Raw genomic sequence first — 20,013 nt, forward strand, 5'->3', positions numbered from 1 at the left:
CGGTCGAGCGGTGAGCGGGAAAGTCCAGGGCAATGTCCTCGCCACTACGATCTCGACCTCTGGAAGGACGCGATGCGCCTTGTTCGAGAGGTGTATCGCGTCACTTCCGATTTTCCGGACCACGAGCAATTCAGTCTGACCAATCGGATTCGACGCTCGGCAATCAGCATTCCGTCCAACATCGCGGAAGGGGCTGGACGCAGTGGCCGGGTCGAGCTGGTCCGATTCCTCGTGATCGCTCGCGATTCTCTTTCGGAGCTGGATACTCAACTCTGGATCGCATGTGATCTGAACTATTTGAAAGACGCAGGCGAAATGCAGGATTCGATTCAACTGCATTTCGCAATACTCAACGCCCTGATCACATCCAAACGCCAGCCAGATACCCGAGGTTCGGAATGACCGCTCACCGCTCACCGCTATCCGCTCACGGCGCCCCAGTTTCTTTTGAGTTCTTCCCGCCCAAGACCGACGAACAGCGCGAAGCTTTGGACAGGACCGTCCGCCTGCTCAAGCCCGCATCGCCCGAATACGTATCGATGACCTTCGGCGCCGGCGGCTCGACACTGAGCCACACCGTCGATGCCGTGCGCAGCCTGCGCAGCAAACATGCGCTGGATGCAGCACCGCATCTGTCCTGCATGGGTGGATCGCGTGCCGAGGTCCGCTCCCTGATCGAAGACTACAAGTCACTGGGTGTCACCCGCATCGTCGCCCTGCGCGGTGATCTGCCTTCGGGCATGGCCAGCATCGGCGATTTCCGCTATGCCAGCGATCTGGTCGCATTCATCCGCGAGGAAACCGGTGATCGCTTCCGCATCGAGGTCGCCTGCTACCCGGAAGTCCATCCGCAAGCCAACGACGCGCTCGCCGATCTTGCCAACTTCAAGCGCAAGATCGAGGCCGGCGCCAACGGTGCGATCACCCAGTATTTCTACAATGCCGACGGCTATTTCCGCTTCGTCGACGCGATCCGCAAGATGGGCGTCGACGTGCCGGTGGTCCCCGGCATCATGCCCATCGCGAACTTCAGTCAGCTGCGCCGATTCTCCGACATGTGCGGCGCAGAAATTCCACGCTGGCTGGCCAAGCGCCTGACAGCCTTTGGCGACGATGCCTCCTCAATCCGCGACTTCAGCGCCGATGTTGTCGCGGACCTGTGCAGGCGGCTGGTCGAAGGCGGCGCACCGGGCATGCATTTCTACACGCTCAATCGCGCCAGGCCTACGATGGCGGTGCTTGAGCGGTTGTAGCGGGGTTCGATCACCAGCCAAACACGTCCGCCCTGGCGCGTTGCCTCGCAGGAGGCCCGTCAGGGGCGATGCTCCTGTTGTAGTGCACCAAAGAGCATCGCACATGACGGGCCTCCTGCAGAAGTCCGTCATTTTTGCGCAGCTTCGATACTTTCCACCTCGTATGGGCTTTGTTCTCCGCCTATGCGTTGGAAGCCATGTGCACCCCGGCAACAGCGCGACCTGAAGGATCGGCGGCATTGGCGAATGCGGGATCCCAGGCGATCGCCGCCGCGGACGAACAGGCAATCGACTTGCCACCCGGTATCGTCTGCGCGCAGGCGTCACCGGGGAAGTACTGCTCGAACAGGGAGCGATACCAGTAGGCTTCCTTCGTCGCCGGCGGATTGAGCGGAAACCGCTTCGCGGCGGCAGCGAATTCTCGATCGCTGACCTGGGCCTCTGCATGCGCCTTGAGGCCGTCGATCCACCCGTAGCCGACGCCATCGCTGAACTGTTCCTTCTGACGCCACAGGATCGAATCCGGCAGGGCGCCCTCGAAGGCTTCGCGCAGCACCGCCTTTTCGATGCGTCCGTTGCCGGCCATCTTGTGTTTCGCATCCATGCTCATGGCGATGTCGAGGAATTCCAGGTCAAGAAACGGCACGCGCGCCTCGACACCCCAGGCCATCATCGACTTGTTTGCGCGGGCGCAATCATACGAATGCAGGGCATCGATCTTGCGTACGGTTTCCTCATGGAATTCGCGCGCGTTCGGCGCCTTGTGGAAGTACAGATAGCCGCCGAAGATTTCATCCGAGCCTTCCCCGGACAGCACCATCTTCACGCCCATGGCCTTGATCCTCCGCCCGAGCAGATACATCGGCGTCGACGCGCGAATCGTGGTGACGTCATAGGTTTCCACGTGCCGGATCACCTCGGGCAAGGCATCGAGCCCTTCCTCGAAGGTGTAGCGGAATCCGTGATGCACGGTGCCGAGCGATTCCGCGGCGATTTCCGCAGCGGCAAGATCAGGCGAGCCCTCAAGTCCGATGGCGAACGAATGCAGGCGCGGCCACCAGGCTTCGGAAGCATCATTTTCCTCGACACGACGACGCGCAAAACGCGCCGCGCAGGCGGCCACCAGGGAGGAGTCGAGACCACCGGAAAGCAGCACGCCATAGGGGACGTCGGTCATCATCTGTCGATGCACCGCAGCCTCGAAGGCGGCGCGCAATTCCTGCGCAGGGACGCTGACACCCTCGGTGAAGGCATGATCGCGCCACGGCTTGTTGTAGTAGCGTTGCAGCGCGCCGGTTGCGCTGTCGTAGACGTGTCCGGGCGGAAATTCGGCCAGGTCAGCGCAAATACCCGACAGCGCCTTCATCTCTGATGCGACACAAAGCCGGCCTTCACGATCGTGGCCCCAGTACAGGGGACATACGCCAATCGGGTCGCGTGCGATCAGGTAACGGTTGTTGGCGTGATCCCAGAGCGCGAAGGCAAAGATGCCGTTGAGGGCGGCCACGCCATCCGCGCCACGCTCCCGGTACAGGGCGTTGATGACCTCGCAATCGGATCCTGTCTGGAACGCGTATGGCGTGTCGAGACCCTGCTCGAGCGCCTTGTGGTTGTAGATCTCGCCATTCACGGCCAGCACGAGTTCGCCATCGGCTGAACGAATCGGCTGCGCGCCACCGGCCGGGTCAACGATGGCCAGGCGTTCGTGGACGAGGATGGCGCGATCATCCGCATGGACACCGCTCCAGTCGGGCCCGCGGTGACGCTGGCGCTGACTGAGTTCAAGCGCGAGCCGACGCAAGGCCGGCTGGTTGTCGCCGGGCTGTAGGTCGAAAATGCCGAGTATCGAGCACATGATTGGCTTTCCTTTATGAATGAAACCCTGAAAAGCAAAAGGCCCGCTCAGTGGCGGGCCTTCTGCGTGTGTATGGTGTGTAATCCCTAGTGCACGCCGAGCCCGATTGTGGAACGCGCATTATTATTCGTGCCCTCGATCGGGGCAGTCAGGGCGGCATTCGAATGGACGGAAGCAGTGAACATGTGCAGCACTAGACCAGATCAGGGCGAACATGACAAGCCCGCTTCGCATCGGATTTGCTTGCAGATGAAACCAGCGTTCTTCCCGATTGCCCAGCTTCTCGTTGTCGCGATTGCCAGCGCGCAGGACGCAAACATTCACCGCTGCATTGGTGCCAACGGAGAGCCCACATTCAGCGATCAGAAGTGCGCGCAGTCCGGATTGTCGGTAGCACCCGCCGCACCACCCTCTGCGACAAAAACGCTCGACCCGAGCCTGAGCCCCTCGATCAGCCGGCCAGTCACCACGCAGACCTGCCCGACCTCGCCCGAAGACTTGCGTGAGCGCGTGGCGGCCGCCTTCGGAACGGCAAGCGGCGTTGGCCTGTCCGGCCTTTTCCTCTGGGACGGCTTCGGCCAGGGCTCATCCATGGCGCCGCTCAAGGAGCTGGCGGTGATGATGGGGGAGCCACTGATATCCATCGAGCTCGACAGTTACGCCGACGCTCCCGAGACCGTCCGGAGCCCGCGCTCGCGCGTGGACGTCCACAGTCCTGTCGCATATGAACTGATCATCCGCACCATGGCCGAACAGGAGCGCCGCGTCCCCTATGAAGCCGTCAGACGATTCGGCATGACCGAAACGCTCGGCTGCTGGTGGTTGCAGCTACCCTACTGATTCAATGCGCATGCAACCGAGGTCTGCGTGCCCCGACCTTCGAATATTGGGCTCGCCGAAGGATGATAGGCCTCGCCGAGCGGCACCTGTAGGCCAGAAGCGCGCCTCAAGAAGCACTGAGCCGAATCCAGGTGTCTGCTGGACCGGGGGAAGTCCAAACGGATAGTTCAGGGTGTCCACTAAACCGAGGGAATCGTCCAATCCGCTCTAATGCGTAGTTAGATGCCAACTCAGCGTACCTCGCCACGCAGGATGGCGAGTCGATTGGACGGCGCGTGGGGCGACACGAAATCAGGGATGGTCGATGGGGTTCGCCGGGGCCGAGACAGAAACTCTACCGGCCACTCTACAACTCGGCGCTCTTTGACGTGAAGGAACGTGCCGGGCTCCGGCTCGTCGATGAACTCCTCTTGTAACACCAAAGCGAGCGGCTCCTGTGCTCCGGCGGTCTGCTTCGAGAACTCTAGCGCCTCATCGTAGGAATCGAACGTGTAGTAGTAGTCTGACCCCTCACACTCGTCAGAGGCACCAGCGCTCGGGTAGCACCAAACTCGGTACTCGAGCACAGCATCCCAAACGTAGCCGCCTCCCGCCTTCGCAGAGGCGGGATAGCTGCCAACAAGCTCAGGATCCAAAACGTCAGGGTACTTCCGCATCCTATCCACCGGCATCTAACACCAAAGTTAACGCGCCGCACATGGACGCACGATTTTGGCGGCAACACATAACGGTCGCGTTGAACGCCTAGTTAGACCAGAACCTACACCAAAGTGAGACACTGTGGACGCCTTGTACTTTTTAGTTGTGGCGATGCGTTGGTGAGCGACTGGTGGCACGCTGCGAAATATGGCTTTGAATGGGGATGGCGTGCGATGTGCGCTGGTGTCTGAAACGAACCCGCCGCCGATGCCGCTGAATTGCCCACAGGCTACGGCCCGAGCTTGGCAGGTTGATTGGCGCCGGGCTGCGCGGGCACATTGTGTTCACGGCGCGCAATATCTTGAACGACGAATGCAACTGTCGTGAAGACAGTGACCATGAAAACAGCCACAGGCGTGTTTGGCCAGTTGGCGGCAGCGTACGTGCCACGCATTAGGCTGTTCGCAAATCCGGGACCGCTGCATACATCAAAGGCAGCGCACGACGCGACCACAAAATAGTGGAGCACTGGGTCTGCGATGGCCATACAGAACCCCACAGCGAACGCAGCCGCCACTACGCCTACGACTCCGGCGATGCGCTGGAGTATTCCCTTTCCGACGCGACCGAGCCTCAGTACGACGTATGCGCCTGCGGATAGCACTAGGCAGTGAATGCAAAAAAGCAGCGCCAAGATCAGCATCCGTGCGTACGAGTCCTGACTTTGCGCCTCGCAGTGCGCAAGAAGGTTCGGCGCCTCATCGCTGACCGCGAAAATGGCTCCAGCAATGACACCGACTGCTGCAAGAATGTTGGACCAGCGCATGTTGTGTGGACTTGTGGCCTAACGCTGTGGTAAGCGGCCTGCGGCCGACAGTGTTCGGTTCATTCGAAGTATCTCTCCGCAGGTCCGCTTGACCTGCCAGTTAGACTTCACCCTACCGGTAAATAAATTCAACGTCGCGGGCCCAGTGAAGATTGCCGAACTGGTCTCTAAGAGCCACATCGGCCTTGAAGGGCGTGCCTGGTTTGCACACGGGAGGAACGACCCAGAGACTTACACTGACCTGAGAGGTGGCTCTGGTAGGTATTGGGTACGAGCCGTATATGCTTTCGCCCTGCGATTGAGTCAGCACCATGCCGAACGACCTTGGCTTTCTGAGTTGCGCACCTGTGATCAACGCGTCGTAAACACTGATATTCGTGCACTTGAACTCTGCGACGATCTGCATGGCAGGCTCGCCACCCGAACTGCCCATGTGCCACCAGCAGGCCCCGGCCGCAGATAATGGTAGAACTACGAGGGTCTTTGATGGCACCTCAAGCAGCGCACTCGACTCTTTGCGCATAAAGACGTGCTTCAACCCCACCCACAACTTTCCGAACCAACCGAACACTACGCCCATCACGGTTACCGCGGTAAGGGCGATACCTGCAATTATCTGAAGTTGCGAGAGGTCAGGAGGCATGGTGAAGTGGCCAACACCTGAATTGAGCCGCAGGCTAGCACGTCGGCTCGAATGACTAGTTATGTACCAGGATCATCCAGACTTTCGCGATCGAAACGCATATCGCCAAAGTGCAAGATACTGGAGCAACAAGGACAATAGAGAAACTGACTATCGCGAGGAAGGCGAAATCCCGCTGTCCAATGCCTGCTGCAAAGAGCGCAAATCCAAACAAATTGTTTGCCACGACCGACGCAACAAAATACAACACCCAGAACAGCCGCCAGCCGACTGCAACCTGAGATATGTAGCCCCACAAGCCATTGCGTAAACGCGTTGACGATTCCAAATGCGAGCTCAATTGGCGGCTTACGCCCTGATAAGCGAAACGCACTCCAGAAGCAATGAGAGGGCGAAGTAGAACCACCAGATGGGCCCGGCAATGCGTTTTCGGGATGGCTTATTGAGTACAATAACACTGGAAATAAGCCGCTGCTAGCGGTTTGGCTTGATTGAACAGTTATGCGCTCTTCGTGACCTAAATATGCGGCGACCTAAAGGTATAGCGCCATAGTGCAACAAATAGCGGAGCTGCTAGGGCTGAGCTGATAGCGAGACCAGTAAAGAGCCTTCAAGGTGCTTTACGATACTTTCCGCGAGATAGTACAGAGTCACAAGTCCGCCAGGCTGCTATAGATAGCGTAGAAGACCCAAATGCCGCCAACCCATAGGCACCTGACGGATATAGCCCTACAGACCGACAAGAACTTCAGTGCACTCAGGGGAGATCCCATAAACTCAACCGTGATGAGATCTCCGGAACCAGATACACCGCCATGCAAACCGCAAGGAACACGAAATAGAGCTTCCAAAAGAACCCAGGTTGGGAATTTCTACTACCGTTCATGAAGGCATAACACCAGAGTTAAATGCTTCTGGCGCGTCAGCGGTCGGCTTGGACGAAAAGTTAGAACTCTTATACCCACCTAAGTACAGCCCGACGATTATGATTGAACCAAGGATAACAAGAGTAATGGTTTCCTCGACTCTCGCATACGACTTGTAATTAGCCGAATAGGGCTGACAGATGTGCGCCAGAACGCGATAGACAGAATGACAAGAGTGCCCGCCAACCAAGCAAACATAACTTGTTCTTTTGATCGAGACCAAAAGCCCGCCCAGAAACATCCATGCAAAGAAGACCAAAGCGATGGCCTGCAGCAAATAGTCAACTGGTGATTCGCGAACTGGAACAAGTAGCGCAGAGCAATTAGGCAACGACACGGCTTACGCGTGTTTGCGAACAGCCGAGATAAGATAGTTATTTCGCCCTCTTTGCATTCCAGGCATTGCGCTGTGGCCATTTAGTTCTAACGCCGTGGTAAGCGGCAGCGGCACGATGAAACATCCAGAAACACCATAGCCTCCCCCGCTGTCCGCTTGACCACATAGTTAGCCTTCACTGCGAGCATGTTTGGTCGCTTTGATGAAGCCACTCAGAGAAGCGGCGATCGCTTTGATACACGACGGCTACTCGGCCCTCACTGGGAACAAGAATAACCCTGGCTCGCCAACTTGCGGAATGGGTACTCCGCAACCGCCAATGAGAAGCTCCACGATGGACTCCGGCGAACCCTTGAGGCTATGTGTAACCAGTACTCGAACAGAGTATTCGAGCGTTAAACCCGCCCGATGTGTATTGATCTGTTGTTCTGATCCTTCTGCGATCTCACGAAGACGTTTGCGCTCATTCCACGAGTGTACTGCAACTACGTCACCTACGAAAAGTTGTGTGTACGACGGGAGCATTGAATCGAAAGGAACGTGCAGCACAGAGCACGCGCACGCCTGGCCCACTGCGAGAAGCAAACACAATTGCGAGGGCGGCCCTTGATCTCACGCTGCGAAAGTCCCTTCTGTGATGGCTAACACCGCTGGTCTGGCGCGCCGTTTGCAGCGTCGGCTTGAACCTTGGTTGGGCTGGATGAACTTCAACTTGCGCACCAACCAGGTGAAGCATTTGAATGGCATTGTAAAACTCTGCATTGACCAGCAACAGCTCAGATGACTCATGGCAAAAGACTGCCCGTACTAGCGCTTGCCTCCGTGTGACTCATTGGCGTGGATTTGCGAAGCTGGTCGACGAGCATATTCTTGGTATGCGCAATATCCGATGTCCACGCCTTCGCGGAATTCCCACTCGGTGATTTTCAATACAACTGATCGCATGCTTTTCACTAGGCCCAACTACCTTCGGTCCCCACAGTAGGATCTATTCCCACAACCTAACATGGAAAATTGACAAAAGCTGCGGACATTCTCTTAATAAATTCATCGTGTTCCGCCGTCGTGCGGTCTAATCCAACGGTCTAATCTGGGGATATTTCCTGCCTGGATAGCTCAGCATTTTGGGCACTGGCGCAAGGCGGCGCCAGGCAAGTCTTTGCTCGTCATCCCAGCGCAGGCTGAGATCCAGTTCTGCACTTGATTTGCCAAACCAAGATCAAGAACAGGATGACCAGCCGACGGCTGTTGAGAAGCGCCCAGCCTGCTTGGAATGGGAGAGCTTGAAGTCAGTGCCAATCGTGCCCGAATCCAGAGTCCAGGGGACGGTTCTGAATCTGTCGACTGATGCCCGTCGAAGAACAATCAGTTTGTCCGATCTGCTTCGGCACCCTTCGGCCCCCTGTGCCGGTGGATACCACCTTCCTTACTGGACCCGGGAAGCGCTGGATGCACCGTAGCAGGCGTCCAGCCCTTCCCCCTCTGAATCACCTGATTTGGCCCGGGGCCCAGCCGGTTAGCGGCGTGCGACCCGCCGGTTATCTGTTGTGGCTCCGCGATCAGGAATCCGACATGGCTGCGACCTATCCCGAGTTCATCTGGCGAACAGCAGATCAAACCCTGGGCCGAAGCGACCGTGCACGTTATGGCGCATGCCCTGCACTGGCTCCTCGGTCTTCGAAGGCATCCGCAGTTGAGACGCCGAACTGGCCCGGCGATCTTCCGCCTGACCGACCATCCTCAAGCGCCTCTCCTCTCTCGGCCAAGATCACGACATCCGTCATTCCCTACACGATCGACGAACTGGCGGCCGCCTGCCGTGGTAAGTCATCTGAAGAACAGCCTGACCAGGCTATCTGCGACCGGTCGCGTTTCGCGAACTGGGCGGCTTCGGCCTGTCGGCGGATACGCCGACAGATGTGGCCGTGGCGACCTGGGAATGGGCCTGTCTCGGGCCAGGCGTGTCGGCCGGTATCGGCGCCTGTGTTTCGAGCTGGAACCGGATGGCACCGAACACGATTCCGACCGGCGCCAAGGCCGGTGGCTATCTGTCCGGCCAGCTGACAGTCACGCAGGCGCATCGCCATAACCGGCGAAAGGCACCATCGCCTGGCCTCGACGGGTCTGCTCGAGCGCCGGCGAGAATCTGTTCCTGGTTTTCGATGGCCAGCTACTTCACCCCGGCCAGCGCAGCGTCCTCAATGGCATCACCCGGCATACCTGATGCGCTCGCGCGCAGACGGGGCATCGAAGTCATCGAACGCGACATGCCGTGAATACCTGTATCTCGCCGACGAAATCCTGATGTGCGGTACTGCTGCGGAAGTCACCCCGATCCGCTCGGTGGACGGCAAGGCGGTCGGCGAAGGCCGGGCCGTTGACGCGCAAGCTGCAGGACTTGTACTTCGGCCTGTTCACCGGCAAGACCGAAGATCGCTGCGGAACTGGCTGGATCCGGTTTCCTGATCTGCCGCTTCAGGGCCCGATCGGACGATAGTCGAACTGGGGTCGCCACGGCGCCACCTGCGGTGCGGTGCCAGATGCGTTGCATCCGTAGGATTCGCACAGGCGCACGATGGCGAGGCCGAGCCAGGCGCCAGGCCAGGGTCGTGCCGCGTTCCCCGCGTTCGAACAGGCGCTCGGCGTCTTCGGCGGCGATGCCGGGGCCGGTGTCTTCAACCGCAACCGACCGTGGCCGATGATCACGCAGACTTCTCCCCGCCTGGGTGTACTTGAAGGCATTGCTGATCAGGTTGGTCGGGGCCACCGCGACCACGGACGAGGGTGCTGCCGTCAGAAGCGGCTCTTCGACTTCCAGTCGGACTTCGACCGGCTTGTTGCCCAGGTGCGGTCGACTGATATCGATGACCTGCTCGGCAACCCTGGCCACATCCGTGGTTTCACGTCGAACAGGCGCCTGGCGTTCGCTGCGCGACAGCAGCAACAGGGCATCGGTCCAGCTCAGTGGATTGACAGGCCACGCGTTCGATCGCCGCAGGCGTTCGTGCGCCTTGTCCGGCAGGCCCATTCCCATCATCAGTTCCGTGGTCGACGCGATCACGGCCAGGGGCGTGCGCAACTCGTGGCTGACGTCGGCGTTGAACTCGCGATCACGCTCGACCAGGTGGGTGAGGCGCTCGGCATAGTCATCCAGCGCCCGTGCAGCTGGCCGACTTCGTCATCGGCGAATCGGGGCGCCATCGGCGTGCTGGGGTGCCATGCGCAGTTCCTTGAGCGTCCCGCCAGCTCGGTGACGGACTCATCACGCGCGAGGACAGCCACAGGCCCATGATCAGCGACAGCACCGCGAACACGAGCACGGTGAGCCCGGTACGACCAAGCAACTGGCGCTCGGTCCAGCTTCTGCGAACTTTGATCAGCAGGCACCCAGATAGGCCAATCGCTGTCGCCCGGGCCGCCAGCTTGTAGGAGCGCAACTGTCCGGAAGCGTCGAGATCCTGGATGTCGTAGACGCCCGAATCGAACGCTTGCCAGGCAAACGGTACCGTCGCCGTGCGCCCCGCACGCACGATCTGGGCTTCGAAAAGGGACATGCTCCAGCGCGTCCGGTTGCGGATACTCGCGCTTGAAATCGACGAAGTGGACCAGTTCGCGGGTCCAGCGTCTCATTGATGATCTGATCTTCCATGCGCACGCGCAGGTAGATCGTCGCTGCAACGAACAGCGCGGTCAGGCCGAGGCCCGACAGCGCAAACGAGATGATGATCCGGCTGCGGAGCCTACGCCGGTACTGCATCCGGATCGTCATGACGTAGCCAATGCCGTGACGAGTCGGATCAGCGGCTTGTCAAAAGGTTTGTCGATCGCGGCGCGCAGACCGTGGATGTGGACGCGCAAGGAATCGCTGTCTGGAAGTTCTTCGCCCCAGACCCGGGGTTTCCAGCTCCTGACGGGTCGCCACCGGTACCTTGTCCATCAGCGCCTGCAGCGGCGAGACCGATAGGATTGAGCTGGATCGACTTTCCGGCGCGGATACGATCCAGCGTATCGAGGTTGTAGGTGAATCGGCCAGCTTGAGCACGCGACTCTTGATGCCCTTGCCGCGACGACCCAGCACTTCGATGCGGGCAGCAGGCTCCTGCAGCGCAAACGGCTGACCATGTAATCGTCGGCCCGGAATCAAAACCGGTCAGCTTCTGCTCCAGCGCGTCGCGCGCCGTCCAGCATGAGCACCGGGGGTCTGGCGCCGGGCCTCCTGTGCAGCTTGCGGCAGACTTCAAGCCCATCCATGCCGGGCAAACTCGAATCGGCTGATGGCGTCGAATTCGTTGACCACGGCCAGAGTGGGCCGGTGACGCCGTCTCCCCGCGAAATCGACCCTGGCCAGACCGCGATCGGCGAGAAGTCACCGATATTGGCAGCGATATCACTGTTGTCTTCTATGACGAGTATGCGCATGACCTGCCTAAACAACTCGGAATTCTGGAAATTGATGCGGAAGCCCCGCGACGGTTTGTTCATTGGCTCTCTCGCGATCGGATCAAACCTGGGCATGCATCCATGCAACGGCTTTCGGCCGGCGCATCCGCACAGGCATGCAAACGGCCAAATCCAGTCGGGATTCGGGGGCTTGTCGCGGATGTGGAAGCGCGTGGATTCAATGTTGGAAGAAGTCGGAAGCAACACAAATAAAATAGCCAAGGGTGCCTTTGAAGACACACCTCGCTTGGGCCAAGCTTCTGCCCCCGATTACGTAATCTGCCTGTGACCTGACCTTACGCTGAGTGTCGAGCAGAACCTACAGTGAGCAGGACTATGAGGAGCAGGAGCTTAAATGGAGGTTAAAGCGCCCCTCATTCTTCCGTTAACCACCAGTTTTTGCAGGGCCGGTCAACCCTGCTCGCGTCTGTACCGCGGTCAGGCCATTGATGGGCGAGCGAAGCCGGCCTCGACTCCGGCAATGATGCTGCCGGCCAGATCCAGCCCGGTCGCCTGCTCGATGCCTTCGAGGCCGGGGACGCGTTGACTTCCAGTACCTCCAGGGGTCCGCGCCGCCAGGCCTCGGCAAGTCCACGCCGGCGATGCCCAGATTCAGGATTGCCACCGGCGCTCAGGGCGACACTTCGCTCTTCTTCGCTCAGTTCCACCTTGCTGGCCTTGCCGCCGCGATGCAGGTTGGCGGAAATCTCCACTCCGGAGCCCTGACGGTGCATGGCTGCCGCCACTTCATTGCCCACCACGAAGCAACGTAGATCGCCCCCGCCCGCCTCACCGATGATTCCTGGACGACGGTTGGCTGAGCACGAAACGCCTCCGATCGTGCCCTGTGACGACGAGCGTTTTTCCGCAGGCAGCACGCCCTGCCCCTGCGTGCCCTCGTTGAGCTTGATCGTGCGGCGGGTCGCCCAGCATTGCAGAAGGTCGACGGTATCGTCCGGATAGTCGCCAAAAACGGTTCTTGGCAGATCGATTCCCTCGCGTGCGAGCATCTGCAGCGAGCGCAACTTGTCGCGGGCACGCAGTACCGCATCAGAACTGTTCGACGTGTAGACCCCCATCATCTCGAACTGGCGCAACACGGCGGTGCCGTAGAACGTGACCGAAGAGAGCCGATGCGTGGAATGACCGCATCGAATCCGGCCAGGGGCCGACCCTTGTAGTGCATGTCCGAACTTGCCGCGCGAGATGCGCATGTGCGCAGCGCAAGGGATCGGCTCACACGCACGACATGTCCCCTGCGTCGACCCGCATCTACCAGGCGCGAGTCGAATACGGCGAAGCATTGCGTGAAATGATCCCAATTTTCATGGCGGATTCCGAGAGGCCGGGATTTCGCGGTGCGGACGATCCGCACATCAGGACAACAGATCGCCAGGAAGAATTGGAGCTGGAGCAGGTGAAGGGAATCAGACCCTCGTCAGTTGCTGGGAAGCAACAGCTCTGCCATTGAGCTACACCCCGCAGGGGAATACAGATTATCCGCGCGACCGCACAACCGGCAAAGCACCCTGCAACGAATTCCGTGCCGGTGCGGGCCGATGTGCGGCTTCCTCCACGGATTGAGGGCGACCCACATTCATCGCGGATCGATGCTCCCTCGCTGGCGGACGGTTCTCGTTCAGGCAGCATGGGTTCAGATACGCGTGCCGAAATCAGCTCGAGTTTCGCGCTGCCGGTCGGATATTCAGGAGACCACCATGTCGATTTCACGTTTCTCCCTGCCAGTATCCTGGCTTGCTGCATCCTTCATTGCCCTGGCAGGCCTGAGCGCGGCCAGGTACTCGCCGATCCCGCCGATGCGGGTCGCCCGGATCCAGCTATGTGAGCGGAGATGTCAGCATGCAGCCCGCCGGAGCTGGACGAATGGGTGCAAGCCTTGATCAATCGTCCGCTGAGCACCGGTGACGCACTCTATCTTGATCGCGCCTCCTCCTTGACTCGACATTGGTGCGGCCACCCTCCGCATTGACGAACGTACCTCGATGCGCATTCTGGATCTTGATGACCAGCGCGCCCAGATCGAGCTGACTGCCGGCACCCTGAGCCTGAGCGTGCGCAACGTGTACGAAGGCCAATACTACGAAATCGACACGCCGACGCTGGCGTTCGTGGTCGAACAACCCGGCCTGTACCGGGTGGACATTTCGCCTGCCGGCGACTCGACGATGATCTCCGTTGTCGACGACAGCAGCATCGTCTACGGACGCGACAACGCGAGCTACAGCGTCAATGATGGCCGCGCCTATCGCTTCTACGATTCGCCTGGATGACTGCCAGGTGTGTGGGCTGCCCTATAGGACAGGTTCGATCGCTGGTGCCTGCAGCGTGCGCAGCTACGACCAGTCGGTGTCGCGCCGCTACGTCTCCGAAGAAGTCATCGGCTATTCGGATCTGGATGAATACGGCAGCTGGAGCACAGCGCCCACCCGGCTCGATCTGGTACCCCACTCGCGTCGAAGCGGGCTGGGCGCCTATCGCAACGGGCACTGGGCCTGGATAGATCCCCTGGGGCTGGACCTGGGTCATGGTCGCCCTGGGGCTTCGCGCCGTTCCACTATGGACGCTGGGCCTACGTCGGCTCGCGCTGGGGCTGGGTACCGGGCCGCGCCGCATTCGTCCGATCCTATATGTCGCCCGCACTGGTCGCCTTTGTTGGCGGCGGTGGCTTTAGCGTCGGCATCTCGACCGGCCCGATCGGATGGTTCCCGCTCGGCCCGCGTGATGTCTACGTCCCGTGGTACCAGGGCTCGCGCAGTACTTCAACAACATCAACGTGCGCAACACCACGATCATCAACAACACCTACATCACCAACGTCTACAACGACTATTCATACGGTCGCCCGATCAACAACGGCAACTATGCCTATCGCAACAACGACCTCGCCGTCACCGCGGTAACGCGTGACGCCTTCGTCAATGCACGATCCGTGGATCGGGCGCGGAGTGCGCGTCAATCGGGCCGAGTTGCAGCAGGCTCAGGTCGTCCAGCCGGGTCAGGTCGCACCGACCACACAGCTTGCGGGTGGAAGTGTCGCGCGCGGAAATGGGGGCGCAAAATTGCGTACCGCAGACTTTGACCGCAAGGTCATCGCGCGAACACGCCTCCGGCTCGCAATCCCGATGCTGTGACACGCATCCAGGCGATCAGCCGCAATGACAACCAGCCTCTGGCGCGAAGCTGAAATGCGTGAGCTTGCCGCGCGCAAAGCCACGTACGAGTGGAAAGGACGGCAGTCGCGTCCAGGTTGTCGAGGCCGCCAGGCCGTGGCACGAAACAAGCCCTGCCGGCGAAGAGCCCTGCCGAAATCAGGGCCGCGGAACGCGCCGCGCCGATCGATCGCGATCAGGCCAGCCGAGAACCAGCGGCTCCGCAAGCGGTCGAGACAGAGTGAAGGACGTCCGCCGACAACCGTACGCCCGAGCGCAAGCCTCGGCCAACGACCGGCGCGGCGAGTGGAAGGAGTGTTCTCCCCGCCCGCGAAACGCCTGCTCAGCGCACGCCAGACGCACGCAACGAAGAAGCCGGCGCGCGCACCGGCACAGAGCGGCGTGGTCACCAGCCCTCGCAGCAAGCCGGCGACCCGAGAGAACCAGCCGCCGGTGCAGCGCCAACCGCAACCGACGCGCAGCGTACCGCAATCCAGACCCACGACTCGCCACTCCCGAGCCGTCGCAGCGCGTGTCGCCGCAGACCAAGCCGCGCGAAGTGCAACCGCGTTCGGCACCCGAGCCGCGTCCGGTGCAGAGGGCTCCCTCACCACCGCCACAGCAGAAGCGCGAAGTGCAGCCGCGTCAGGTACAGCAGCAGCCGGCACCGCCGCCCAAGCGTGAAGTACAGCAGCGTCCGACTCAGCAACCGCAGCCACGTTCGGTGCAGCAGCAGCCAGCTCCGCGACCACCGCAACAGGGCCGTCAGGCACAACCGCAGCGACCACCGGTCCAGGCCGCTCCGCCGCCGCCTCAGCAGCGCAAGCCGTCCAAGTCGAACAGTGATGACGAAAAGGACAACAAGGGCGATCGCAAGCAGCGTGGCGGCTAGCCTCCATCGTTCCCGATGAATCCCGAAACGCCACGGTTCGCCGTGGCGTTTTCGTATGCGTGCCCGAATGGCGATCGTGCCATCCTCGACGCCAGCGTGACCCTCCAGCGGTACCACCGGGATTTTCCGGTTGCGTGGATGCCCAGGCTTTTTTCCTGATATAGCGGTCGCCCTGGCTTCGACTGAAGGTTCGCCGAAAGGCCCTAGGCTCAGTCGCGGAAGCACGCGGCGCGTTGCCAGAAAATTCCCTGCGGCATGTACCTGCCTCCGACACGCGGGGCGATCTTCCGTGCCCCCTCATCAGGCGTTCGAGCTAGAATGCACGCATGATAATCACGCTGAACGGCAACGAGCGGGAAATTGGCGACAATGTGTCCTTGCTCGAACTGCTCGAGTCAACGGGTTTTGGTGGAAAACGGGTGGCCGTCGAGATCAATCGCCAGATCGTGCCGCGAAGCATGCATGCCGAGCGCCGCATCCTTGCGGGTGATCGGATAGAAATCGTGCATGCGATCGGCGGGGGCTGACCCGGATTGACCTTTTGGCTGGTCTGGACCAGCACCTTCGCTCAGCACGATACCGTTCACCCCACCGACCCGATACCCCATCCAGACCAGTCGAACTACGCAATGACCCCGATCGAAAACGACACACTCGTAATTGCCGGCCGCCACTATCGCTCGCGCCTGCTGACGGGTACAGGCAAGTTCAAGGACCTCGAGGAAACCCGGCTCGCCACCGAAGCCGCGGAATCCGAAATCGTCACCGTGGCCATCCGCCGAACCAATATCGGCCAGGATCCCGATCAGCCGAACCTGCTCGATGTGCTGCCCCCGGACCGCTACACGATCCTGCCGAATACTGCCGGGTGCTACACCGCCGACGATGCAGTGCGAACGCTGCAACTCGCGCGTGAACTGCTGGACGGGCACAAGCTGGTCAAGCTTGAGGTACTCGGCGATCAGAAAACCCTGTTTCCCGACGTGATCCAGACCCTCGAAGCGGCAGAACGCCTCGTGGCCGACGGATTCGATGTCATGGTCTACACGACCGACGATCCGCTGCTCGCTCGACGACTCGAGGAAATCGGCTGCGTCGCCATCATGCCGCTGGCTGCACCGATAGGTTCCGGACTCGGCATTCAGAACCGCTACAACCTGATTGAGATCGTCGAGAACGCCGGGGTTCCGGTGCTCGTTGACGCAGGCGTTGGCACCGCATCCGACGCGTCGATCGCGATGGAACTCGGTTGCGACGGCGTGCTCATGAATACGGCCATTGCCGGCGCACGCGATCCGGTGCTGATGGCGCACGCGATGAAGCTCGCGATCCAGTCCGGCCGCGCGGCCTTTCGTGCCGGACGCATTCCGCGCAAGCGCTACGCCTCGGCTTCCAGCCCGATCGACGGCACCATTGGCTGAAGGAATGACCGATCCACGCCACGCCAATCGTCCTTCGGAAACAGCCTCGGAATCGCGCCGCGTACGCAGCTTTGTCCTGCGTCAGGGGCGCATTACGCCGGCCCAGCAACAGGCCTTCGAGTCGCACTGGTCGCGCTTCGGCCTCGACTTCACGCCGACGAATGTCGATCTTGATGATCTGTATGGAAGGTCGGCCCCGGTTGTTCTGGAAATCGGCTTTGGCAACGGCGAGCAATTGCTGCATGCGGGAATCCACGAGCCGGAAAAGAACTTCATCGGAATCGAAGTCCATCGACCGGGAGTGGGCCGGCTGATGAACGGACTCGCCGAAGCCGGCATCGACAACGTACGCGTCAGCAATCATGACGCGGTGGAAGTTCTGGAAAAGCAGATTTCACCGGGCTCGCTGGCCGAAGTTCGCATCTATTTTCCGGACCCCTGGCCGAAAAAGCGCCATCACAAGCGTCGCCTGATCCAGCCGGATTTCGTCAGGCTGCTCGCGACGCGGGTGGCGCCCGGTGGCCTCCTGCATCTGGCCACCGATTGGGCCGAATACGCCGAACACATGCTCGAAGTGCTCGATGCGAGCGCGGAATGGCGCAACCGGGCCGGTCTCGGGGCATACTCTCCGACACCTGCCTGGCGCATCAACACGCATTTCGAAAAACGGGGCGTCCGACTGGGTCATGGAGTCTGGGATCTGATCCATGAAAAAGTCTGAGACTGCATCCCGCCTGCCCGCAAGCTTGCCCCTGGATTCATAGATCAGCGCAATGGACATGAGCCTGACCTTGACCACCGACATGGCCCTCGTGCTGGGCCTGCTGGTGTTCACTGTGCTCATGCTCGTGCTTGAATGGGTGCGTGGCGACCTTGTCGCCCTGCTGGTCATCGTGGTCATCGGTGTGACCGGCCTGATGCCGGTCGAGCAGCTGTTTGACGGATTCGCCGGCAATGCGGTGATGTCGCTGATCGCGGTGATGATCATGGGTGCCGGTCTGGATCGAACCGGCCTGCTCGGCAAGGCCGCCTCCTTCATCCTGCGACTGGCTGGCGGCGTCGAGACGCGCGTGTCGCACCTGGTCAATGCCATGGTCGGCAGCATGTCGGCGATCATGCAGAGTCAGGCTCTGGCAACCCTGTTCATGCCGGTGGCCAGCCGTCTCAGTTCCCGCACCGGCATTCCACTCAAGCGACTGCTGCTGCCGATGGCCTGCTGCATCCTGGCCGGCACCAACATCACCATGATCTCGAATTCGCCGCTGATCCTTCTCAACGATCTCGTTGCCAGCGCGAACCGCAACCTGCCGCCGGGTGCGCAAAGCATCGAGCCGTTCGAACTGTTCGCGATTGCGCCGATCGGCATCCCGCTGCTGCTGGTCGGTCTTGCCTACTTCGCATTCGTGACGCCGCGACTGTGGCCGAGCGAGGAGGAAAAACAGAAAGTCACGCCAGGCCGCACCGAAACCTACTTCGCCGAAATGTACGGCATCGATGGCGAGGTCATGGAACTGACCGTGACCGCCGAGAGCCCGATGGTCGGCATGAGCGTGGTGGAAGCCGAGCGCCTGCATGGCGCGCCGCTGATCCTGGCCCTGAAAACCGGCAACGAGGCGCGTCTCGCACCGCCGGCCGACCAGATGATCTGGGTCGGCAGCGTGCTGGGCGTGCTCGGCAAGCGCGATGAAATCAATGAATTCGCTAACAATCAGCTGTGCCGCGTGCAGTCGCGCCTGCGCAACTTTGGCGACATGTTCAACCCGACCCGTGCGGGCATTTCCGAAGTGGTCGTAGCGCCCAATTCGCGCTGGATCAAGCAACTCGTCGGCGACCTGCGCCTGCGCAAGCGCTTTGGTGTCAGCGTGCTTGCGGTGACGCGTGGCGACCAGGTCTTCCGCGAGGATGTACGCGAGGTCTCGCTGCGGCCTGGCGACACCCTGGTCCTGCACAGCCTGTGGCGCGATCTGACCCTGGCCGCGGAGTCGCGCGATTTCGTCGTCGTCACCGACTACCCGCAGGAAGAGCAGCGGCCGAGCAAGATCTGGCATGCCGTGTTCTTTTTTGCCCTGGCCATGGGTCTGGGATTGTTCACCGACCTGAAACTCGCCGTGGCCATGCTGGTAGGCGCCGTCGGCATGCTGCTTGCCGGCGTGCTGAGCATGGACGAGGCCTATCACGCGATCAACTGGAAAACGATCTTCATCCTCGCCTGCCTGATTCCGCTTGGCGGCGCTCTCGATTCAACCGGCACGGCGGCCTGGATGGCGCAGGAAGTGATGGTCTATCTCGGCGATCTGCCGCAATGGGTCATCCAGGCCTTCATTGCCATTCTTGCGCTGGCCTTCTCGCAGGTTATCTCGAACGTCGGTGCCGCAGTGATGATGGTGCCGATGGCGATCAACATCGCCCTGGCGTCAGGCGGCAATCCGGCTGCCTACGCGCTGATCGTGGCGATCTCGACTTCGAATACCTTCCTGCTGCCGAGCGCGAATCCGGTTCTGCTCGTTGTCGCCGGTCCCGGTGGCTACAAGACCCGGGACTTCCTCAGGGTCGGCCTGCCGTTGACCGTGCTGATCCTGGCAACGACCCTGATCACGGTCAACATGGTATTCAATCGCGGGTGATCCGCTGCCGCTGCGCCTTGATGCCGGATGCCAAACCCTGAGAGGTCGCTGGCGGGCAGTCACAAGGAAATGCGTGACCGGGGCAACCCCGGTCTTCAGCCTGGTCTGCGCCAGGAACTCACTTCCATTGACCGGGAAAGCGACGCG

Annotated in this window: 17 protein-coding genes, 1 tRNA gene and 3 pseudogenes; 11 read left to right on the forward strand and 10 right to left on the reverse strand. The window is 60.7% G+C overall.

Annotated elements, in window-relative coordinates:
- Positions 1 to 60 precede the first annotated feature (60 nt).
- A pseudogene (locus R3F00_RS03145) lies at positions 61 to 402 on the forward strand (four helix bundle protein); the annotation flags it as partial.
- Positions 399 to 1,253, forward strand: coding sequence for a methylenetetrahydrofolate reductase [NAD(P)H] (gene metF, locus R3F00_RS03150; RefSeq protein ID WP_371280251.1), 855 nt, complete (start codon positions 399 to 401; stop codon positions 1,251 to 1,253). The pseudogene R3F00_RS03145 and the gene metF, both read left to right, overlap by 4 nt.
- Before the next feature lie 181 nt (positions 1,254 to 1,434).
- On the opposite strand, the gene asnB is transcribed toward metF, so the two are convergent.
- Positions 1,435 to 3,108: an asparagine synthase B gene (gene asnB, locus R3F00_RS03155; RefSeq protein ID WP_371280252.1), complete on the reverse strand. Its 1,674-nt coding sequence runs from the start codon at positions 3,106 to 3,108 to the stop codon at positions 1,435 to 1,437.
- A 249-nt stretch (positions 3,109 to 3,357) separates the two neighbouring features.
- Between asnB and R3F00_RS03160 the strand changes: the two genes are divergently transcribed.
- Entirely contained in the window at positions 3,358 to 3,948 is a 591-nt protein-coding gene (locus R3F00_RS03160) for a hypothetical protein (protein WP_371280253.1), read from the forward strand.
- 928 nt (positions 3,949 to 4,876) lie between these two features.
- Here R3F00_RS03160 and R3F00_RS03165 read toward each other — a convergent pair.
- Complete coding sequence (locus R3F00_RS03165; protein WP_371280254.1) at positions 4,877 to 5,413, reverse strand: hypothetical protein; 537 nt, start codon at positions 5,411 to 5,413, stop codon at positions 4,877 to 4,879.
- A gap of 112 nt (positions 5,414 to 5,525) precedes the next feature.
- Positions 5,526 to 6,056 carry a hypothetical protein gene (locus tag R3F00_RS03170; protein WP_371280255.1) on the reverse strand — a complete coding sequence of 177 codons (531 nt, stop codon included), beginning with the start codon at positions 6,054 to 6,056 and terminating at the stop codon, positions 5,526 to 5,528.
- A gap of 3,188 nt (positions 6,057 to 9,244) precedes the next feature.
- Between R3F00_RS03170 and R3F00_RS03175 the strand changes: the two genes are divergently transcribed.
- The gene (locus R3F00_RS03175) at positions 9,245 to 9,595 is read left to right on the forward strand and encodes a hypothetical protein (protein WP_371280256.1); all 351 of its coding nucleotides are present in this window, start codon (positions 9,245 to 9,247) and stop codon (positions 9,593 to 9,595) included.
- Positions 9,596 to 9,645: 50 nt separating this feature from the next.
- Here the strand turns inward: R3F00_RS03175 and R3F00_RS03180 are convergent, their stop codons facing one another.
- The 6 genes and pseudogenes from R3F00_RS03180 to R3F00_RS03205 all read right to left on the reverse strand — a co-directional run bounded on the left by R3F00_RS03180 (position 9,646) and on the right by R3F00_RS03205 (position 13,242).
- Positions 9,646 to 10,398 (reverse strand): sensor histidine kinase, encoded by a 753-nt coding sequence (locus R3F00_RS03180; RefSeq protein WP_371280257.1) that lies wholly within the window; start codon positions 10,396 to 10,398, stop codon positions 9,646 to 9,648.
- Between the two features lie 67 nt (positions 10,399 to 10,465).
- Entirely contained in the window at positions 10,466 to 10,873 is a 408-nt protein-coding gene (locus R3F00_RS03185; RefSeq protein WP_371280258.1) for a hypothetical protein, read from the reverse strand.
- A gap of 186 nt (positions 10,874 to 11,059) precedes the next feature.
- A pseudogene (locus tag R3F00_RS03190) lies at positions 11,060 to 11,738 on the reverse strand (response regulator transcription factor).
- Positions 11,739 to 12,133: 395 nt separating this feature from the next.
- A complete protein-coding gene (locus R3F00_RS03195) occupies positions 12,134 to 12,859 on the reverse strand; it encodes a 30S ribosomal protein S6--L-glutamate ligase (protein WP_371280259.1) in 726 nt (241 codons plus the stop codon).
- Positions 12,838 to 13,134: a hypothetical protein gene (locus R3F00_RS03200; protein WP_371280260.1), complete on the reverse strand. Its 297-nt coding sequence runs from the start codon at positions 13,132 to 13,134 to the stop codon at positions 12,838 to 12,840. Before R3F00_RS03200 ends, R3F00_RS03195 begins: the two co-directional genes overlap by 22 nt.
- 34 nt (positions 13,135 to 13,168) lie before the next feature.
- Positions 13,169 to 13,242, reverse strand: a tRNA-OTHER gene (locus tag R3F00_RS03205).
- A 520-nt stretch (positions 13,243 to 13,762) separates the two neighbouring features.
- On the opposite strand from R3F00_RS03205, the gene R3F00_RS03210 reads away from it, so the two are divergent.
- The 3 genes and pseudogenes from R3F00_RS03210 to R3F00_RS03220 all read left to right on the forward strand — a co-directional run bounded on the left by R3F00_RS03210 (position 13,763) and on the right by R3F00_RS03220 (position 14,859).
- Complete coding sequence (locus R3F00_RS03210; protein WP_371280261.1) at positions 13,763 to 14,050, forward strand: hypothetical protein; 288 nt, start codon at positions 13,763 to 13,765, stop codon at positions 14,048 to 14,050.
- Positions 14,051 to 14,272: 222 nt separating this feature from the next.
- A pseudogene (locus R3F00_RS03215) lies at positions 14,273 to 14,488 on the forward strand (DUF6600 domain-containing protein); the annotation flags it as partial.
- Between the two features lie 65 nt (positions 14,489 to 14,553).
- Positions 14,554 to 14,859 carry a hypothetical protein gene (locus R3F00_RS03220; protein WP_371280262.1) on the forward strand — a complete coding sequence of 102 codons (306 nt, stop codon included), beginning with the start codon at positions 14,554 to 14,556 and terminating at the stop codon, positions 14,857 to 14,859.
- A 677-nt stretch (positions 14,860 to 15,536) separates the two neighbouring features.
- On the opposite strand, the gene R3F00_RS03225 is transcribed toward R3F00_RS03220, so the two are convergent.
- The gene (locus R3F00_RS03225; RefSeq protein WP_371280263.1) at positions 15,537 to 15,938 is read right to left on the reverse strand and encodes a hypothetical protein; all 402 of its coding nucleotides are present in this window, start codon (positions 15,936 to 15,938) and stop codon (positions 15,537 to 15,539) included.
- Between the two features lie 209 nt (positions 15,939 to 16,147).
- On the opposite strand from R3F00_RS03225, the gene thiS reads away from it, so the two are divergent.
- From thiS to R3F00_RS03245, 4 genes are all read left to right on the forward strand, one after another.
- Positions 16,148 to 16,348 carry a sulfur carrier protein ThiS gene (thiS, locus tag R3F00_RS03230; protein ID WP_371280264.1) on the forward strand — a complete coding sequence of 67 codons (201 nt, stop codon included), beginning with the start codon at positions 16,148 to 16,150 and terminating at the stop codon, positions 16,346 to 16,348.
- A 102-nt stretch (positions 16,349 to 16,450) separates the two neighbouring features.
- Positions 16,451 to 17,242, forward strand: a complete 792-nt coding sequence (locus tag R3F00_RS03235; RefSeq protein WP_371280265.1) for a thiazole synthase — start codon at positions 16,451 to 16,453, stop codon at positions 17,240 to 17,242.
- Between the two features lie 4 nt (positions 17,243 to 17,246).
- A complete protein-coding gene (gene trmB, locus R3F00_RS03240) occupies positions 17,247 to 17,963 on the forward strand; it encodes a tRNA (guanosine(46)-N7)-methyltransferase TrmB (protein ID WP_371280266.1) in 717 nt (238 codons plus the stop codon).
- Positions 17,964 to 18,015: 52 nt separating this feature from the next.
- Positions 18,016 to 19,866 carry an SLC13 family permease gene (locus R3F00_RS03245; RefSeq protein WP_371280267.1) on the forward strand — a complete coding sequence of 617 codons (1,851 nt, stop codon included), beginning with the start codon at positions 18,016 to 18,018 and terminating at the stop codon, positions 19,864 to 19,866.
- Positions 19,867 to 20,013 lie beyond the last annotated feature (147 nt).

The sequence above is a fragment of the Dokdonella sp. genome (assembly GCF_041395345.1).
In the GTDB taxonomy this organism is placed as follows: Bacteria; Pseudomonadota; Gammaproteobacteria; order Xanthomonadales; family Rhodanobacteraceae; genus Dokdonella.